At 68.9% G+C, this 16,989-nt stretch carries 15 protein-coding genes; 12 read left to right on the top strand and 3 right to left on the bottom strand.

Annotation, left to right across the window (positions count from 1 at the left end; genetic code table 11):
• The first annotated feature begins 91 nt into the window (after positions 1–91).
• The 8 genes from KU887_RS17470 to KU887_RS17505 all read left to right on the top strand — a co-directional run bounded on the left by KU887_RS17470 (position 92) and on the right by KU887_RS17505 (position 6,824).
• On the top strand, positions 92–334 hold the full coding sequence (locus tag KU887_RS17470; protein WP_006491146.1) for an antitoxin: 243 nt from the start codon (positions 92–94) through the stop codon (positions 332–334).
• A complete protein-coding gene (locus KU887_RS17475; RefSeq protein ID WP_258256906.1) occupies positions 331–738 on the top strand; it encodes a type II toxin-antitoxin system VapC family toxin in 408 nt (135 codons plus the stop codon). Before KU887_RS17470 ends, KU887_RS17475 begins: the two co-directional genes overlap by 4 nt.
• 400 nt (positions 739–1,138) lie before the next feature.
• Positions 1,139–3,514: an MCP four helix bundle domain-containing protein gene (locus KU887_RS17480; protein WP_258256907.1), complete on the top strand. Its 2,376-nt coding sequence runs from the start codon at positions 1,139–1,141 to the stop codon at positions 3,512–3,514.
• A 22-nt stretch (positions 3,515–3,536) separates the two neighbouring features.
• On the top strand, positions 3,537–4,265 hold the full coding sequence (locus KU887_RS34585; protein ID WP_309138192.1) for a methyl-accepting chemotaxis protein: 729 nt from the start codon (positions 3,537–3,539) through the stop codon (positions 4,263–4,265).
• Positions 4,262–4,843, top strand: a complete 582-nt coding sequence (locus tag KU887_RS17490) for a hypothetical protein (RefSeq protein ID WP_058902967.1) — start codon at positions 4,262–4,264, stop codon at positions 4,841–4,843. Before KU887_RS34585 ends, KU887_RS17490 begins: the two co-directional genes overlap by 4 nt.
• A 22-nt stretch (positions 4,844–4,865) precedes the next feature.
• On the top strand, positions 4,866–5,825 hold the full coding sequence (locus KU887_RS17495) for a chemotaxis protein CheX (RefSeq protein ID WP_006486236.1): 960 nt from the start codon (positions 4,866–4,868) through the stop codon (positions 5,823–5,825).
• A gap of 29 nt (positions 5,826–5,854) precedes the next feature.
• Positions 5,855–6,220, top strand: a complete 366-nt coding sequence (locus KU887_RS17500; protein WP_006486240.1) for a response regulator — start codon at positions 5,855–5,857, stop codon at positions 6,218–6,220.
• Positions 6,221–6,365: 145 nt separating this feature from the next.
• Positions 6,366–6,824 (top strand): DUF3592 domain-containing protein, encoded by a 459-nt coding sequence (locus KU887_RS17505; RefSeq protein WP_034202500.1) that lies wholly within the window; start codon positions 6,366–6,368, stop codon positions 6,822–6,824.
• A 30-nt stretch (positions 6,825–6,854) separates the two neighbouring features.
• Here the strand turns inward: KU887_RS17505 and KU887_RS17510 are convergent, their stop codons facing one another.
• Positions 6,855–7,745, bottom strand: a complete 891-nt coding sequence (locus tag KU887_RS17510) for a LysR family transcriptional regulator (protein WP_258256913.1) — start codon at positions 7,743–7,745, stop codon at positions 6,855–6,857.
• A gap of 137 nt (positions 7,746–7,882) precedes the next feature.
• On the opposite strand from KU887_RS17510, the gene KU887_RS17515 reads away from it, so the two are divergent.
• Both KU887_RS17515 and KU887_RS17520 read left to right on the top strand, forming a co-directional pair.
• A complete protein-coding gene (locus KU887_RS17515) occupies positions 7,883–9,310 on the top strand; it encodes an MFS transporter (RefSeq protein ID WP_258256914.1) in 1,428 nt (475 codons plus the stop codon).
• Between the two features lie 184 nt (positions 9,311–9,494).
• The gene (locus tag KU887_RS17520; RefSeq protein ID WP_059723151.1) at positions 9,495–10,289 is read left to right on the top strand and encodes an enoyl-CoA hydratase; all 795 of its coding nucleotides are present in this window, start codon (positions 9,495–9,497) and stop codon (positions 10,287–10,289) included.
• A 187-nt stretch (positions 10,290–10,476) separates the two neighbouring features.
• On the opposite strand, the gene alr is transcribed toward KU887_RS17520, so the two are convergent.
• On the bottom strand, positions 10,477–11,598 hold the full coding sequence (gene alr, locus KU887_RS17525) for an alanine racemase (protein WP_006495097.1): 1,122 nt from the start codon (positions 11,596–11,598) through the stop codon (positions 10,477–10,479).
• Positions 11,599–11,899: 301 nt separating this feature from the next.
• Here alr and KU887_RS17530 point away from each other — a divergent pair, with 301 nt between their 5' ends.
• Positions 11,900–12,271 carry an MAPEG family protein gene (locus tag KU887_RS17530; protein WP_006495095.1) on the top strand — a complete coding sequence of 124 codons (372 nt, stop codon included), beginning with the start codon at positions 11,900–11,902 and terminating at the stop codon, positions 12,269–12,271.
• Between the two features lie 55 nt (positions 12,272–12,326).
• On the opposite strand, the gene KU887_RS17535 is transcribed toward KU887_RS17530, so the two are convergent.
• Positions 12,327–13,274: a LysR family transcriptional regulator gene (locus KU887_RS17535; protein ID WP_006486231.1), complete on the bottom strand. Its 948-nt coding sequence runs from the start codon at positions 13,272–13,274 to the stop codon at positions 12,327–12,329.
• Between the two features lie 119 nt (positions 13,275–13,393).
• On the opposite strand from KU887_RS17535, the gene KU887_RS17540 reads away from it, so the two are divergent.
• Positions 13,394–16,933: an ABC transporter ATP-binding protein gene (locus KU887_RS17540; protein ID WP_258256918.1), complete on the top strand. Its 3,540-nt coding sequence runs from the start codon at positions 13,394–13,396 to the stop codon at positions 16,931–16,933.
• The last annotated feature ends 56 nt before the right edge of the window (positions 16,934–16,989 follow it).

A 16,989-nucleotide genomic window follows, 5' to 3' on the forward strand; every position in this document is an offset into this window, starting at 1 on the left:
ATGCGCCGACGACAGTCCGATTGGAGGACTCGTCATTCTCACGTACAGTTGATAAAATAGATACATTCCGTAGATACGTGAGGATGGAGCGATGGATACTGCAAAGCTCTTCAAGCATGGTGGCTCGCAGGCTGTCCGGCTGCCGAAGGATTTCCGCTTCGATACGGCCGAGGTTCGCATCCGCCGCCACGGGGCGGCCGTCATTCTCGAGCCGATGCCGCAAGACTGGGCTTGGCTGGCACCGCTGATCGGTCCGGTGGACGCCGATTTCGAGGCTGCCGCGACCACACAGCCGTCCGCTCAGGAGCGCTCGGGCCTGGACGTGTTCGAATGAAGTTCCTGCTGGATACCAACGCGGTGATCGCCATTCTCAAAGGCGAGCCGGCGATACTGGCCCGTTTGCATGCCTGGCACCCGGCCGATTTCGGGATCCCCGCGATCGTCGCGCACGCGCTTTACTACGGCGCGTACAAGAGCCAGCGAGCGGCGGCGAACGTCGCGCGTGTCGAGGCGTTGCAGTTCGAGGTCGTATCGTTCGACACCGAGGATGCACAGCATGCGGGTGAAATTCGCGCGCACCTGATCGCGGCCGGCACGCCGATTGGTCCATACGATGCATTGATCGCAGGGCAGGCGCGTGCGCGGCACCTGGTGCTGGTCACGCACAACGTCCGCGAATTCGAGCGCGTTCCGCGGCTGCAATTCGAAGACTGGCTCGCCGAACCGAGCGCAGACTGAACGGCAGGTCATGCAAGATCGACATTAACGAACCTGCCCGACAAACCCCGCATCGAGCATAAAAAGATGCCAGGAAAAACGACCCGCCGATAATACGCAAACGTTTTGCCGGCATTCAATAGAACGGAGTTTGCGGAGCATGAATAAAACAATGAATATCCGCTATTCGTGCGATTCGTCGAACGCCGCATCCATACGGGGTATGGCGGCGGAACGTTAACGGCAAGCCGACCAAAAACTTTAGGATTTTCCCCGCACAATTATTCATTTCATTTTTCTCAATGACCGATTGATTTTCGGTCATCGGACAGTCATACACCATCCCCGATAATTCGGCGCTCATATTCTTTCAATAGACCAGAGGGCGATCGAACCCGGATCGCTGCGGGGAGCTGTACTCATGACCATCCGTCATCGCATTACGCTGCTAGTCGTCCTGACGTTCTTCGCGCTGTCCGCGATCGGCGCTTATGCCGTGTACCAGACGCGCAAGAGCGCATCCGAGGTGCGTCAGGTCACCCAGGGAATCGTGCCGAGCGCGCTCGCGTCGGCGGATCTCGTCGCCGATGTGAAGAACATCCAGATCGCGACGATGACGCTCGTCTACGCGCCCGACGCGAACACCGCCGCCCAGGCGCGCGACGAGCTGAAGGCGAAGCAGGCGGCGCTGCGCGCCGCACTCGACGCGCAGGCGAAATCGGCGGTCGGCCGCGCGCAGGAAGGGCTCGTCACGCAGGCGAAGGACAGCGCGGTGAACTACTTCGCGGCGATCGACGACACCGTGAAGATGAAGACGGACGGCAAGGCCGAGATGGCGCAGGCCTACCTGTTCGCGAACGTCGCGCAGTATCGCGATGAGCTCGAAAGCATCGTCGACACGCTGCGCGTCGAGAAGAACCGCCAGAAGGACGACGCGATCGGCGCGCTGAACGGGATGCTCGCGACCACGGCGACCGCGATCGCGGGCGTCGCCGGCACGGTGATCGTGCTGCTGACCGCGCTCGGCTTCGTGCTGTATCGCCAGATCACGCGCCCGTTGATCGGGATGCAGACGGCGATGAGCGAGATCGCGACGAGCCAGGATTTCACGCGCCGCGTGCCGGTGGGCCGGATGGACGAAATCGGCCACTCGATCGTCGCGTTCAACGGGATGATCGAGAAGATCCAGGAGAACGCCGCGCAACTGAAGCAGAAGACGGCCGACATCCAGGCGATGCTGCAGAACATGCAGCAGGGCATCCTGACCGTCGTCGAAGGCGGCGTCGTGCATGCGGAGTATTCGGCGTACCTCGAAACCATCTTCGAGACGAACGACATTGCCGGCCGCGACCTGATGGCGCTCGTGTTCGACGATTCGGCGATCGGCGCCGACGCGCGCTCGCAGGTCGACGCGGCCGTGCACGCATGCCTTGGCGAAGACAGCATGAACTTCGCGTTCAACGAGCACCTGCTCGTCAACGAGGTCGCGAAGCGGATGCCGGACGGCCGCGAGAAGTGGCTCGACCTGAGCTGGTCGGCGATCACCGACGAGACCGACACGGTCGTGCGCCTGATGCTGTGCGTGCGCGACGTGACCGAGATCCGCGAGCTGACCGCGCAGGCCGGCGAGCAACAGCGTCGCCTGGAGATGATCGGCGAGATCCTGTCGATCAGCCAGGACAAGTTCCACGACTTCGTGCACAGCGCGAAGGGCTTCCTCAGCGAGAACGAGCGGATGATCCGCCAGCACGAGCGCGCCGATCACTCGATCGTCGCCGCGCTGTTCCGCAACATGCACACGATCAAGGGCAATGCGCGCACGTACAGCCTGCAGCATCTGACGAACATCGTCCACGAAGCGGAGCAGGCGTACGAATCGCTGCGCCGCGCGGACAGCGGCCCCGAGTGGAACCGCGACGCGCTGATGGAGGATCTGGCGCGCGTACGTGAAGCCGTCGACCACTACGCGACGATCAACGCGGTCACGCTCGGCCGCAGCGGCGAGCCGGCGCAGCATGGCGCCGACTACCTGATGGTCGAGCGCGCGCACATCAGCGAGAGCCTGCGCGTGCTCGACGGCGCCGATCCGGCGAACGCGTCCGACTGGCACGCGGCGCGCGATGCGGTGCGGCGCATGCTGAGCCAGCTCGGCACGCAAGGGATCGGCGACGCGCTCGGCGGCGTGATCGAGTCGCTGCCGTCGCTCGCGGCCGAGCTCGGCAAGCCGGCGCCCGTCGTGCATATCGACAGTCACGGCCAGCGCGTGCGCAGCGAGATCGTCGCGACGCTGAAGAACGTGTTCATGCACCTGCTGCGCAATGCGATCGACCACGGGATCGAATCGTCCGACGAGCGGCGCGCGGCCGGCAAGGCGGCGTCCGGCACGATCGACATCGCGGTCGGCGTGGGCGGCGGCGAGCTGTGGTTCGTGCTCGGCGACGACGGCCGCGGCCTCGCGCTCGACCGGATTCGCGGCATCGCGCGCGAGCGCGGCTGGATCGATGCCGACAGCGAAGCGGCGCTGTCCGACGAGGAGGTCGCCGAGCTGATCTTCCGGCCGGGCTTCTCGACCGCGCAGACGGTGACCGAAGTATCGGGGCGCGGCGTCGGCATGGACGCGGTGCGCAATTTCCTGAAGCGCGACGGCGGCGATATCGCGCTGCGCTTCACCGACGATCGCGTCGGCGCGCCGTATCGCGCGTTCGAGACGATCGTGTCGCTGCCGGCGCGCTTCGCGGCGGACGGTGCCGCGCACGCGCAGCGGGCGCGCATCGCGGATATCGGCGCAGCGGAGTGACGGCGTGATCGAGCAGGCGTGGATGATTCAGGTGGCCGCCGCGCCGGCGGGCGGCGTAGTCGTCGCGGTGGCGGCGGCGGTCGTGTTGCGCGTGACGCGCAGGCGGCTCGTCGCGGCGCTCACGCGCGAGGCCGATGCGTTGCGCGACGCGCTCGATGCAGCCGGCGCACGTGCCGATGAAGCGGCGTCGGCGCATGCGGACGCCGCCGACGCATGGGCGCAACGCGAGGCGCAACTGGCGGAGGCGCTGACGCGCGAGACCGCCGCGAACGGCGCGCAGCGCGACGCGTTGCAGGCGCTGTCGGCCGACCGCGCGGCGCTCGCGCAGCACGCGCTGAAGATCGCCGACGAAGCCGCGCGCCTGCGCGGGCTCGCCGGCACGTTCGAGCGCTGGCACGAGCAGATGATCTCGCTGACCACGCAGAACCAGGACATGCGCACGAAGAACCAGGAACTGTCCGCGATCGTCGCGCACGTATCGATCGTGTCGCTGAACGCGTCGATCGAGGCCGCGCGCGCGGGCACGGCCGGGCGCGGCTTCTCGATCGTCGCGAGCGAGGTGCGCGGGCTGGCCGCGCGCTCGCAGCAACTGTCGAACAGCTATCGCGACAGCCTGAACCGCAACGATCTCGTGACGGCCGCGACGTTCCAGGACATCCAGGCCGGCGGCAAGATGATCACGGCCGCGCTCGCGACCGTCGAGACGCTGGCCGGGCAACTGCACGCGCGAATCGAAGGAGAAGCCGCGTGATCAGTGCGCAGGCGAGGGCCGGTTTCGAACGGATCTTTTTCGATGCCGCGCGCACGCGGCTCGCGGCCGGCGGCGCGTGCGAGATCCGGCCGGCCGCCGGTCACGACCCCGACGCGCCCGATCGCGTGCTCGCGAAATCGCGATCGAAGCCGAAGGTGCCCGAACACGTGGCCGTGCTGACGATCTCGGCGCTGCATTTCCGCCTGCTGCTCGCGCTGCGCTTCAGCGACGACGACGCGACGCGCCGCCATTTCGCCGGCACGGCTGCGGGCACGAGCAGCCAGCGGCCGTTGACCGAAGCGTTCATGGAGGTCGCGAATCTGTGTTGCGGCGCGATCAACCAGGCGCTGACCGCGCCGTTTCCCGATCTCGGGATGTCGACGCCTTACCTGCTGAGCGGCGCGAGCATCGACTACATGCGTGCGCTCGCGCCCGATTACGTGGCTGCGTACGACCTGACGCTCGACGGCGACGTGCGGGTCGGCGCGACGCTGTGCGTGTGCGCGAACGCGCCGGTCGATTTCCATGTGCCGGAAACGGCCACGGTGGAAACCGGCGGCGAGCTCGAACTGTTCTGACCGACCATCAGGAACCCGTGAGATGACCGAAGACCAACCCGTCAGCAAGGTGCTCGTGCTCGACGACAGCCGCGTGCACGCCGACGCGATCAAGCGTTTCTGCGACGAGCACAACCTGGTCGGCCTGACCGTGCGGCGCAGCCGGCTGCTGAAGGTGCTGCGCTCGAACATCGATCTCGGCGCGATCCTGCTGGCCGAGGATTACGGCGGCTCGCCGGTCGAGAGCGCGATCATCGCGACGCAGATCGACGCGCTGCGGCCCGAGCTGCCGATCATCCTGCGCCGCGAATCGCTCGCGTCACGCGACGGGCTGCCCGATGCGCTGGCGCGCGTCGCATGCGCGGCCTACGTCGCCGATGACATGACGCCGCTCGAGCGCGCGATCGACGAATACCTGTTCGGCCGCGACTACCCGAACGCGCTGGTGCGCGGCATCTCGGAGATCACCGAGGCGCGCCTCGACAGCCTGTTCCCGGGCATGACGATCGAGCACGACACGCCGTGCATCGTGCGCGACCAGATCATCTTCGGCGAGGTGTTCAGCCTGATCGCGCTCGAAAGCGCGTGGTGCCGCGGCTACATGCTGCTGCAGACGAGCGAGCAGCCGCTGCTCGACATGCTCGGCGGCACGCGCGACGGCGGCCGCGCGCCGGATTTCCGCGACGTGAACAGCGTGCTCGGCGAACTGACCAACCTCGTGTGGGGCGCGTTCAAGAACCGCTATCTCGGCGACGCCGAGGCGCTGGCGCGCCATCCGGTGCAGGTGCCGCTCGTCGTCAATCACAAGCAGAAGTTCATCTCGTTCGGCGGCGACTGCCCGCAGCTCTGTTTCAAGTACCGGATGACCGATCCGGCATCGGGGCGTTCGGTCCGTCTCGACCAGCGTTTCGTGTTCAGCCTCAGCTGGTCGCCGGAAGATTTCCGCGAATCGGTGCAGGACGTCGGGCCGATGGTCGAATCGGGCGAACTCGAACTGTTTTGAAGTCAGCAACAACGAAAGGGGAATACGACATGGCAAAGATTCTGGTGGTCGACGATTCGGGCACGGTGCGCGACGAAGTGGCCGGCTTCCTGCGCAATCACGGGCTGGACGTCGCGACGGCCGTCGACGGCAAGGACGGGCTCGCGAAGCTCAAGGCGACGCCCGGCGTGCGCCTCGTGATCAGCGACGTGAACATGCCGAACATGGACGGCCTGACGATGGTCGAGAAGATTCGCGGCGAACTGGCGAACACGGCGGTCAACGTCGTGATGCTGACGACCGAAAGCAGCCCGGCGATGAAGGAGCGCGGCAAGGCCGCCGGCGTGAAGGGCTGGATCGTGAAGCCGTTCAAGGGCGATGCGGTGCTCGACGCGCTGAAGAAGCTCGCGGGCTGACGCGCGAGCGGCCCGGCGCGAGCTTGCGTACGCAATTTACAGCGTGCCGGGATGTCCGTATCCTGCCGGATGCCGAGGGCGGCGTGGCGGCGCATCATGCGCCGCATGCCCGGCATTGACGAACATCAGGAGCGGAACGAAGCAGATGGCAACTGAAATCGGGCGACCCGCTGCGCAGCACATCGAGTGGCGGATCGCGAAGGGCATCGTTTTTACCATCGTGGGCACGTGCATGCTGATCGGCACTGCGTTGTACGCGCAGTCGACACGCGAATTCCTGCGAACGTCGGTCGTCGTGCCAGGGCGCGTGGTCAAGCTGAACGCAGGTCCGCATCATCCGGAGATCACGTTCACGACGCTCGCGGGTGAGCAGGTCGACTATGCGCAAGGCGGCGAAGTCAGCGTCGAGGACGGCGCGACGGTCGAAGTGCGCTATGCGCCGGACGCGCCGAGGACGACCGCGCGGATGAACACGTTCGGCGCGATCTGGGGCACCGTGCTGACCATCGGCGCGATGGGTATGGTTTTTTTCGCCGTCGGCGTCGGTCAGGTGTGGTCGGGCGTGCGTGCCTCGCGTAGCCGGAGACACCCCCCGGTGCGCTGACGCAGAAGCCTGAAAAGCCTGAAACCCGCGTTATCGGGCAGCGGTCGTCGCGCTCGCCGCCGTCGCGAATTCGTCGACGACCGCTTCGATCACCGCCTGCACGCGCGCGGTCTTGTAGAGATCGGTGTGGGCGACGAGCCACACGTCGAAATGATTGCATCGCTGCGGCATGAGGCGCACCAGTTCCGGCTCGGTGTCGGCGCGGAAGCACGGCAGCTCCGCGATGCCGAGCCCCGCGAGCGTGGCCTCCACCAGCATCATCGTCGACGACGTCTGGAACATCACGCGGCCGCGCGAAGTCGGTTCGCCGCACAGCGCGTCCCACATCGTCGGCACCACCGGTTGCTGGTACATCACCAGATCGTGCCCGTCGAACGCGCTGCCGGCGACCGGCTCGCCGCGTTCGGCCAGGTAGCGGCGCGATGCGTAGATGCCCGTTTCGAGATGACCGAGCCGCCTGACGATCAGGTCCGGCGATTCCGGCCGCAACGTGCGAATCGCGAGATCCGCCTCGCGGCGCGTGAGGTTGGTGATTTGCGCCGACGTCACGCATATCACGTCGATGCCGGCATGCTTGCGCCGCACGCGGGCGATCGCCGGAACGACGAAGCGCTTGCCGAGCGTGTCGGTCGTGGCGATGCGCACCGACCCGGCCAATTGCTCGTCGAGCCCCATTACCCGGCGCTCGATCGTCAGCGACGCGCGTTCCATCGTTTCGGCCGGTTCGAGCAGCGCTTCGCCCGCGGTCGTCAGCACATAGAGGGTCGGCGTGCGCAGAAACAGCCGGGCCGACAGTTCGTCCTCGAGCGCGGCGATCCGGCGCCCGACCGTCGCCTGGTCGACGTTCAGCTGCGCCGCGGCGCCGCGCAGCGTGCCGGTGCGCGCCAGGGCGAGGAAGAAGCGGGCGTTGTCCCAGTTCATGCGGATCGATTGTGTCATCGGGCTGGTGGCGACGGGCGGGAATCGGTGATGCAGATCTGCATCAGGCAAATGCGAAATTATCACTTTTCCGCATCGCGCGGCCGGTCCTAGACTCCCGGCATCTGCCTGGAGGTGTCATGTCCGACTGCCATTCCGTTTCCGTCCCCGCACCCGTCTCGGTGGCGACACCGAACCACCCGACGGCGCGCGAGCAGCGCCTGACGCTGGCGCTCGTCGCGGTCGGCATGTTCATGGCGGTGCTCGATTCGACGATCGTCAACGTGGCGCTGCCGGCGATGCGCACGAGCCTCGGCGCGACGGTCGCGGAACTCGCGTGGATCGTCGACGCGTACACGCTCAGCTTCGCCGCGCTGATCCTCGCAGGCGGCGCGCTGTCCGACCGGTTCTGCGCGAAGCACGTGTATCTGGCCGGGCTGGCGCTGTTCGTCGCCGCGTCGGCGGCGTGCGGGGGCGCGTCGTCGGTGGCGGTCCTCGTGGTCGCGCGTTTCGGGCAGGGCATGGGCGCCGCGCTCTTCCTGCCCGCGTCGCTCGCGATCGTGCGCAGCACCTTCGACGTGCCGGTCGAGCGCGCGCGGGCGATCGCGGTGTGGGCCGGCATCGCGTCGGTCGCGGTCGCCGTGGGGCCGGTACTCGGCGGAATCCTGGTCGACGATTTCGGTTGGCGCAGCGCGTTCCTGATCAACGTGCCCACCGGCGCGGTCGCCTTTGCCGGCGCGGCGGCGCTCGTTCGGGCGTCGGCCGCGCGGGACGTGCGCCCGTTCGACTGGGCCGGCCAGTGCGTCGGCGCGACGGCGCTCGGTGCGCTGTGTTTCGCGGTGATCGAACTGCCGACGCGCGGCTTCGGCGCCACAGAGGTCCGGGGCGCGCTGCTGGTCGCCGCGCTCGCCGCCGCGGTGCTGGTCGTCATCGAGCGGCGTGCCCGCCATCCGATGGTGCCGCTCGCGTGGTTTCGCAATCGCGTCTTCGTCGCGATGAACCTGATGGGCAGCCTCGTCTATGTCGGCTACTTCGGGCTGCTGTTCGTGCTGAGCCTGTACCTGCACGGGCGCTTCGGCATGAGTGCGCGGCAGACGGGGCTGACGCTGTTGCCGTTCGCGCTGAGCCTGTCGCTCGGCAATCTGCTGTCGGGAAAACTGCACGGCCGGGTGCGTCCGGTCAGGCTGATGGCAAACGGCCTCGCGATGGCGGCGCTGGCCGTTCCGGCGATCGCGCTTGCGCTCGCGCTGCGTGCGCCGTGGCCGGTGGTCTGGACGGCCATGGTCGCATTCGGCACCGGAACCGCGCTGTCGGTGGCGCCGATGATCGCGACGGTGCTCGAACAGGTGCCTGCCGACGCGGCGGGCGTGGCATCCGGGTTCCTCAACGCGGCGCGGCAGGCCGGCAGCCTGCTCGGCGTGGCCGTCGCAGGCGCCGCGACGATCCTGTTGCCGGATCCGACCGATGCGCTGTGGGCGGTCGCGGCGCTCGGATGCGTCGCCTATGCGATGGCCGCGCTGGCGGCGAGGACGGCAGGCCGCGCGGAAGCCGCGCAGCCGCGCCGTTGACGCACGAGCGGCAAGGGCGTGGCGTAGTGGCCGGCAGGCCGCCGCGCAGGCGCATGCGGCGACGTGGCTGGACGCGATGCGCAATGTGGAGGACCATTTCCCGGATATGCCGCGAGCGAGCGGGCGCGATGACCACTCGCCCGCCTCGCCGCGCAACCTGTCGACCCCCGTCCAGCGGAGCCCCATGGAACCCGATCAACAGACCGCCGAGCCGATCCTGCTGCGCGACGCGCACGACGGCGTCGTCACGCTGCGGCTGAACCGCCCGCAGCAGTTCAACGCGTTGTCCGAAGCGATGCTGTCGGCCCTGCACGATGCGTTCGATACGCTGGCGGCCGATCCGCACGTGCGCTGCGTCGTGCTGGCCGCCGAAGGCAAGGCGTTTTGCGCCGGCCACGACTTGCGGCAGATGCGCGGCAAGCCCGAACTCGACTACTACCGCACGCTGTTCGCGCAGTGCAGCCGCGTGATGCTCGCGATGCGCGCGTTGCCGGTGCCGGTGATCGCACGCGTGCACGGCATCGCGACGGCGGCCGGTTGCCAGCTCGTCGCCGCGTGCGACCTCGCGGTCGCGGCCGATACCGCGCGCTTCGCGGTGTCGGGCATCAACGTCGGGCTGTTCTGCTCGACGCCGGCCGTCGCGCTGAGCCGCAACGTCGCGGCCAAGCGCGCCTTCGACATGCTGATGACCGGGCGCTTCGTCGATGCGGCGACGGCCGCCGCGTGGGGGCTCGTCAACGAAGCCGTGCCCGAGGACGCACTCGATGCAGCCGTCGCGCGCAAGGTCGCGGAGATCGTCGCGAAGAGCCCGGCCGCGGTGCGTTATGGCAAGCAAATGTTCTATCGTCAGCGCGAGTTGCCGCTCGACGAAGCGTATGCGTATGCGGGCGACGTGATGGCGCGCAACATGATGGAAGAGGATGCGGGCGAGGGGATCGACGCGTTCCTCGAGAAGCGGAAGCCGACGTGGCGTTCGTGATGCGTTGACGGAGGCGGGCACGCAGCGTGTCGTTGCACGGCGCGCAACGCCGTACCGCGTCGTCGCCGGCGCGCGTGGGGGGCGCTGCAAAGCGAACGGGCCGCCCGAGGCGGCCCGCAAGCAGATAGACAGCATGGCATGCGCGGCGACGCGGTCACGTACCGCCGCCGCGACGCAGCGTCGCCGGTCAGCGTCCGTAGCTCCCCGTCCGCAGCGGCGCTTGCACGGTCGACGCGCCGGGCGGCACGATCACGACCGGCACGCGGCGCGCGAGCGCGCACATCAGCTCGTAGCCGATCGTGCCGCTGGCTTCCGCGACGTCGTCCACCTTCACCTGGTCGCCCCACAGCTCGACGCTCGAGCCGATGCCCGCGTTCGGGCAAGGCGTCAGGTCGACGGTCAGCATGTCCATCGACACGCGGCCGACGACGCGCGTCATCACGCCGTCCACCGCGATCGGCGTGCCGGTCGGCGCGTGGCGCGGATAGCCGTCCGCGTAGCCGCACGCGACGACGCCGATCCGCATCGGCCGGTCGGCCGTGAAGCGGCGGCCGTAGCCGACGGTCTCTTCCGGCGCCAGCGTCTGCACGCCGATGATCTTGCTGGTCAGCGTCATCGCGGCCAGCAGCGGCGTGTCGGCGATATGCCGCGCCGCGCCCGTCGGCGACGCGCCGTACAGGATCGTGCCGGGCCGCACCCAGTCGCGATGCGCGCGCGGATGCCACAGCACGGCCGCCGAATTCGACACCGAGCGCTCGCCCGGAATCCCGGCCGTGGTCGCGTCGAACTGCTCCAACTGCCAGTCGACTTCGCCTTCGTCGGCGTTCGCGAAATGCATCATCAACGTGATCTTGCCGATCGACGGGGCACTCGCCGCGCGTTCCCACGCGGCGCGGAACGCGGCCGGCCGATAGCCGAGCCGGTTCATGCCGGAATTCATCTTGAGCTGGATGTCGATCGGCTGCTTCGGCTTCGCGGCGATCAGCAGGTCGAGCTGTTCGTCGCAGTGCACGGCGACCGTCAGCCGGTAGCGATCGGCCAGTTCGACGTCGGCCGGCTCGAAGACGCCTTCGAGCAGCAGCACGGGCTTGTCCCAGCCGAGCTCGCGTACGCGCACGGCTTCGTCGAGATCGAGCAGCGCGATGCCGTCGGCGGCCGCGAGGCCCGGATAGATCCGTTCGATGCCGTGGCCGTACGCATTGGCCTTGATCACGGCCCACACGCGCGATGGCGCGACGGTGCGGCGGATGAAGTCGAGGTTGTGGCGGACGGCGTCGGGGCGGATATGGGCGACGATGGGACGGGGCATGGCAAGGGCTCGGGTCGGATGTCGTTCGGTGCGCGGTTGGCGCGGCGTGAAACGGTGGGCTGGCGCGATCGCGCCAAGCCAGTGTTGAACGCTATCTTATTGGTGTTCGACCAGTTTTAATTAACGTATTTGTCGACGATTTGGTGGAAATTTTGGCGCCGCAGCGGGCCGCACGCCGTCTCCCGCGGCTTGCCCGGCCGAGTCTCCCGTCTAGAAAACCGGTGCGCGAACGGCATGCCGCAATGCTAAGCTCTCGGCGATCTTGTCATTGATCAATGTAATCATAACGGAGGAGACTTTGATGACGACGTCCCAGCTGTGCCTGTTCATCGTGGCGCTGTTGCCGTTCCCGATGACGTTTCTCGCCAAGGCCCGCAAGGGTTACGACAACCGCGCGCCGCGCGAGTACCTGGCGAAGCTCGAAGGCTGGCGTGCCCGCGCCCAGGCCACGCATCAGAATTCGTGGGAAGCGCTCGCCCTGTTCACGGCCGCGCTGGTGGTGGCGTGGCACAACGGCGCGAACGTGCATCGCGTCGACCAGCTCGCGATGGCGTTCGTCGCGATCCGCGTCGTCTATGCGCTGATGTACCTGCTGAACTGGGCGTCGCTGCGCTCGCTCGTGTGGTTCGGCGGGATGGCGTGCGTCGTCGCGCTGTTCTTCGCGACGCCGTAAGCGGTTCGCCGGCAACGCGGGCCGGCAACGCGGGCCGGCTTCGCGAGCCGGCGCGTCAGGCGCCGCCCGCGCCCCGTGCGTGACTGTCGTTGGATGCGGGCGCAACCTTCTTCGAGACGAACGGCGGCGCGTCCGCTTCGTTGCGCAGGAACGCGATCAACGGATCGAGCAGCCGGTGTCGCGTCGACGGATGGCGGCGCAGCACGAAGCGCCACGACGCATCGCGCGAGAGGCCCGGCACCAGCGGCACCAGGCGCCCGCTGCGCAGTTCGGGCTCGATCAGCGGTACGCGCCCGAGCGCGATGCCCGCGCCGCCCACGGCCGCGCCGATCACCTGGCTGAAACTGCTGTAACGGACGATCTTCGTCTCGAAGTCGTCTGGCAAGCCGAAGTGCACCGCCCAGTTGCGCCAGTCGATTTCGGGGCTGTCCTCGTGCATTTCCTGCAGCAGCCGCGAGCGGCACACGTACCCCGAGGCGTACGGAAACAGTTCGGGACTGCAGACCGGAAACACGGTTTCCCGCATCAGCACGTCGTCGTCGGCCCGCAGCCGGTGCGCCGGTACGTGCACGATCGCCAGGTCGACGCCGCTGCGCGCGAAATCCGGCTCGTCGTCGAGCACGACCGCATGCAGCGGGGTGTCGGGATGAAGCGACGAGAATTCCGCGAGACGGCGCGCGAGCCACATCGACGAAAACGGCGCGTTGGCGGACACGGTGAGCCGTTGCGCGGTGCCGCGAATCTCGGCGCATGCGTCGGTCAGACGCGACAGCGCATCGCTGACGGCCGGCAGCAGGCGCGTGCCGGCCGGCGTGAGGCTGATGCCGCCGAGCCCCGTGCTGCGTTCGAGCAGCCTGGCGCCCAGCGATTCCTCGAGCGAACGGATCTGGTGGCTGACCGCGCTGGTCGACACGTTCAGCTCGGCCGCCGCGCGCGCGAACCCGCCGAGGCGGACGGCCGCCTCGAAAGCACGCAGTGCGCTGAGGGGAGGAAGGTGCGACATGCGGGGTATTGTAGTTGACTCAACACCCGTTGAAAAATCATCTTTTGCCGCGCGCGGGCCGCGCGGGTAGCCTCGATCCGGTCCAGAAAAACGCAACGAAACACCGACCGGAGGGCTGCATGTATTTCGACCGACGACTATGGGCAATGATGACGGGACTGCGCTGGCGGGTGGCGGCGGCCGTCGCGCTCGGGCTGCTCGCGATGGGTGTCGGCATCCTCCGCTTCGTGTTTCTCGGCCGCGTGCTGGCGCTGGTTTTCTCCGGCGCGCCGGCGCGCGGCATCGGCGAAGCCGTCGTGGCAACGGCGGCCTGCGTGCTGCTGCGTGCATGGCTCGATCATCGCCGCACGGTGCTTGCGCAGCACACGGCCGGCCGGGTGCAGGCCACGCTGCGCGCGCGGCTGTTCGACCGGATCGCCGCGCTCGGCCCCGCATGGTTCAGCGGCGAACGCACGGGCGGCGTGATGCTGGCCGTCGTCGACGGCGTCGAGCAGCTGCAGACCTTCTTCGGCGTCTACCTGCCGCAGCTCGTGATCGCCGCATGCGCGCCGATCATGATCTTCGCGATGCTCGCGTGGTGGGACGTGCCGACGGCCGCGATCCTGCTGGTCGCGGCGCTCGTCACGCTCGCGCTGCCGCAGCTCGTGCATCGCGCGGACCAGCGCGCGGCGCTCGCCCGTTCGGCCGCGTTCAAGGCGTTCGGCGAGGAGTTTCTCGACGCGGTGCAGGGCCTGCCGACGCTGAAGGCGTTCGGGCAGAGCAGCGCGTTCGGCGCGAAGCTGGCCGCGAAGGCGCGCGCGCTGTCGGACAGCACGTTCTGGGTGCTCGCGCTCGGTTTGCTGACGCGGTTCTTCACGGATCTCGGCACCGGCCTCGGCGCGGCCGCGGCGATCGCGGTAGGCGCGTGGCGCGTGCGGCATGGCGACATGAGCCTCGAGGCGCTGCTGATCGTGCTGATGGCCGGCAGCGAGATCTTCCGGCCGCTGCGCGACCTGCGCGCGGTGCTGCATCAGGGGATGATCGGCCAGTCGGCGGCGCATGCGATCCATGCGCTGCTCGACGCGGGCAGTCAGGCGCCGGCCGCCGACGCACCGCGCGTGGCGGGCCTGCGGCCGGAGATCGCGTTCGACGACGTGCGCTTCGCGTATCCGGGGCGTCGCGCGGATGCCCATGCGGCGCTGAGTTTCTCGGTACGCGAAGGCGAGACGGTCGCGATCGTCGGGCCGAGCGGGGCCGGCAAGTCGACCATCGTGCGCCTGCTGCTGCGCCAGCACGACGCGCAGGGCGGCGCGGTCCGGATCGGCGGCCATGACGTGCGGACCCTCGCTGCCGACCAGGTGCGCGTCATGATCGCGGTCGTCGCGCAGGATGCGACGCTGTTCGACGGCAGCGTTGCCGACAACCTGCGGCTCGGCCGCCCGGATGCGAGCGATGCCGACATGATCGCGGCCGCGCGCGCCGCCAACGCGCACGATTTCATCTCGGCGCTGCCCGACGGCTACGCGACGCGCATCGGCGAACGCGGGCTCGTGCTGTCGGGTGGCCAGCGCCAGCGCATCGCGATCGCCCGCGCGCTGCTGCGCGATGCGCCGATCCTGCTGCTCGACGAGGCGCTGTCGTCGGTCGATGCGGAAAACGAAGCGCTGATCCAGCAGGCGCTCGACCGGCTCACGCGCGGACGGACGACGCTCGTGCTCGCGCACCGGCTGTCCAGCGTGATCGGCGCCGATCGCATCCTGGTGCTCGACCAGGGGCAGGTCGTCGACGAAGGAACGCATGCGGCGCTGATCGCACGCGACGGCCCGTATCGCCGGCTGATGGGGCCGCAACTGGAAGCGGTCGCCGAATCCGTCGGCACGACGGCGGCGGCCGGCGCGACCGCGCGTGCGTCGTCGGGCCCGCAGGTGCGGCCGCTGAACGACGACGCGGCGACGATCGGCTGGCCGGAAACGGTGCGGACGCTGCTGCGCTTCGTGCGTCCATGGAAAGGCAAGGTGGTGCTGACCGTGCTGTTCGGGATCGGCCGCGTGCTCGCGTTCATCGGCGTCGGCGTGCTCGGCGCGCGAGTGGTCGGCGCGGTGCCGACCGGCCAGGTCGGCACGGGGCTGGTGGCCGCGCTGCTCGTGATCGCGCCGGTCGCGGCCGTGCTGCACTGGCTCGAATCGTGGCTCGCGCACGACATGGCGTACCGGCTGCTCGCGGAAATGCGCATCGCGCTGTTCGCGACGCTCGAACGGCTCGCGCCGGCCGGGCTGCTGCGCCGCCGTTCCGGCGATCTCGTGTCGCTCGCGACGCAGGACGTCGAGACCGTCGAATACTTTTACGCACACACGCTGGCGCCGGCATTCGTCGCGGTGCTCGTGCCGGCCGGCGTGCTGGTGTTGCTCGCGTCGGTCGCGTGGCCGCTCGCGCTCGTGCTGCTGCCGTTCCTGCTGTGGGCCGGGCTCGCGCCCGTGCTGGCCCGGCGCGACGTCGACCGGCTCGGCACCGGCGCGCGCGAAGCGCTCGGCCAGCTTGGCGCGCACCTGACCGAAACGATCCAGGGGCTCGCGGAACTGACCGCGTTCCAGGCGATCGGGCGCCGGCGCGCGGCGTTCGTGGCCGAGGTCGATGCGTACCGCCGGCAGCGCGCGAAGCTGCTCGACGATCTGTCGACGCAAAGCGCCGCGCTGGAAGTCGCGAGCGGGCTCGGCGGGCTGGCGGTCGCGGCGCTCGGCGCATGGTTGTGCGCCCGCGGCGGGTTCCCGCGCGAGTCGTTGCCGCTGCTGGTGCTGGTCGCGGTGGCCGCGTTCATGCCGGTCGCCGAAATCGGCCAGGTCGCGCGCCAGCTGGCCGACACGATCGCGTCGACGCGCCGCTTGCGCGCGCTGGAGAAGGAGCCCGTGACGGTGACCGACGGCGCGCACGCGATGCCAGGCGATCCGGCGGTGCGGTTCGAGGCCGTGTCGTTCACGTATCCGGGGCGCGGCGTGCCCGCGATCGACCGCGTGAGCTTCGAGGTGCCGCCCGGCAGCACGGTCGCGCTGGTCGGCGCGTCGGGCGCCGGCAAGTCGACGGTCGCGAGCCTGCTGCTGCGTTTCTGGGACCCGCAGCAGGGCCGCGTGACGCTCGGCGGCGTCGACTTGCGCGACCTGCGGCTCGACGACCTGCGGCAGCACATCGCGCTCGTCGCGCAGGATACCTATCTGTTCAACGACACGCTCGAAGCGAACATCCGGCTCGCCGCGAACGATGCGTCCGACGCGGACGTGCGGCGCGCGATCGACCACGCGGCGCTCGGCGACTTCGTCGCGCGGTTGCCGGACGGGCTCGCGACGCGCGTCGGCGAGCGCGGCGTGCAGTTGTCGGGCGGCCAGCGCCAGCGTGTGGCGATCGCGCGCGCGTTCCTGAAGGATGCGCCGGTGCTGATCCTCGACGAGGCGACGTCGCACCTGGACACGATCAGCGAGCAGCAGATCCGCGCGGCGCTGGAGGACCTGATGACGCAGCGCACGTCGATCATCATCGCGCACCGCCTGTCGACCGTGCGCAATGCCGACCTGATCCTCGTGATGGAGCAGGGCGCCGTGATCGAGGCCGGGCGCCACGCGGAACTGATCGCGCGGCAGGGCGCGTATGCGCGGCTCGTGTCGCATCAGGCGAGCGGGGTCGCGGCGTGAGCGGCGCGGCATCGGCGCGTTGCCCGTTGGCCATTGCCCGGGCGTTTCGCCACCCG

This window comes from Burkholderia sp. EMB26, assembly GCF_024730645.1.
Lineage (GTDB): Bacteria > Pseudomonadota > Gammaproteobacteria > Burkholderiales > Burkholderiaceae > Burkholderia > Burkholderia cenocepacia.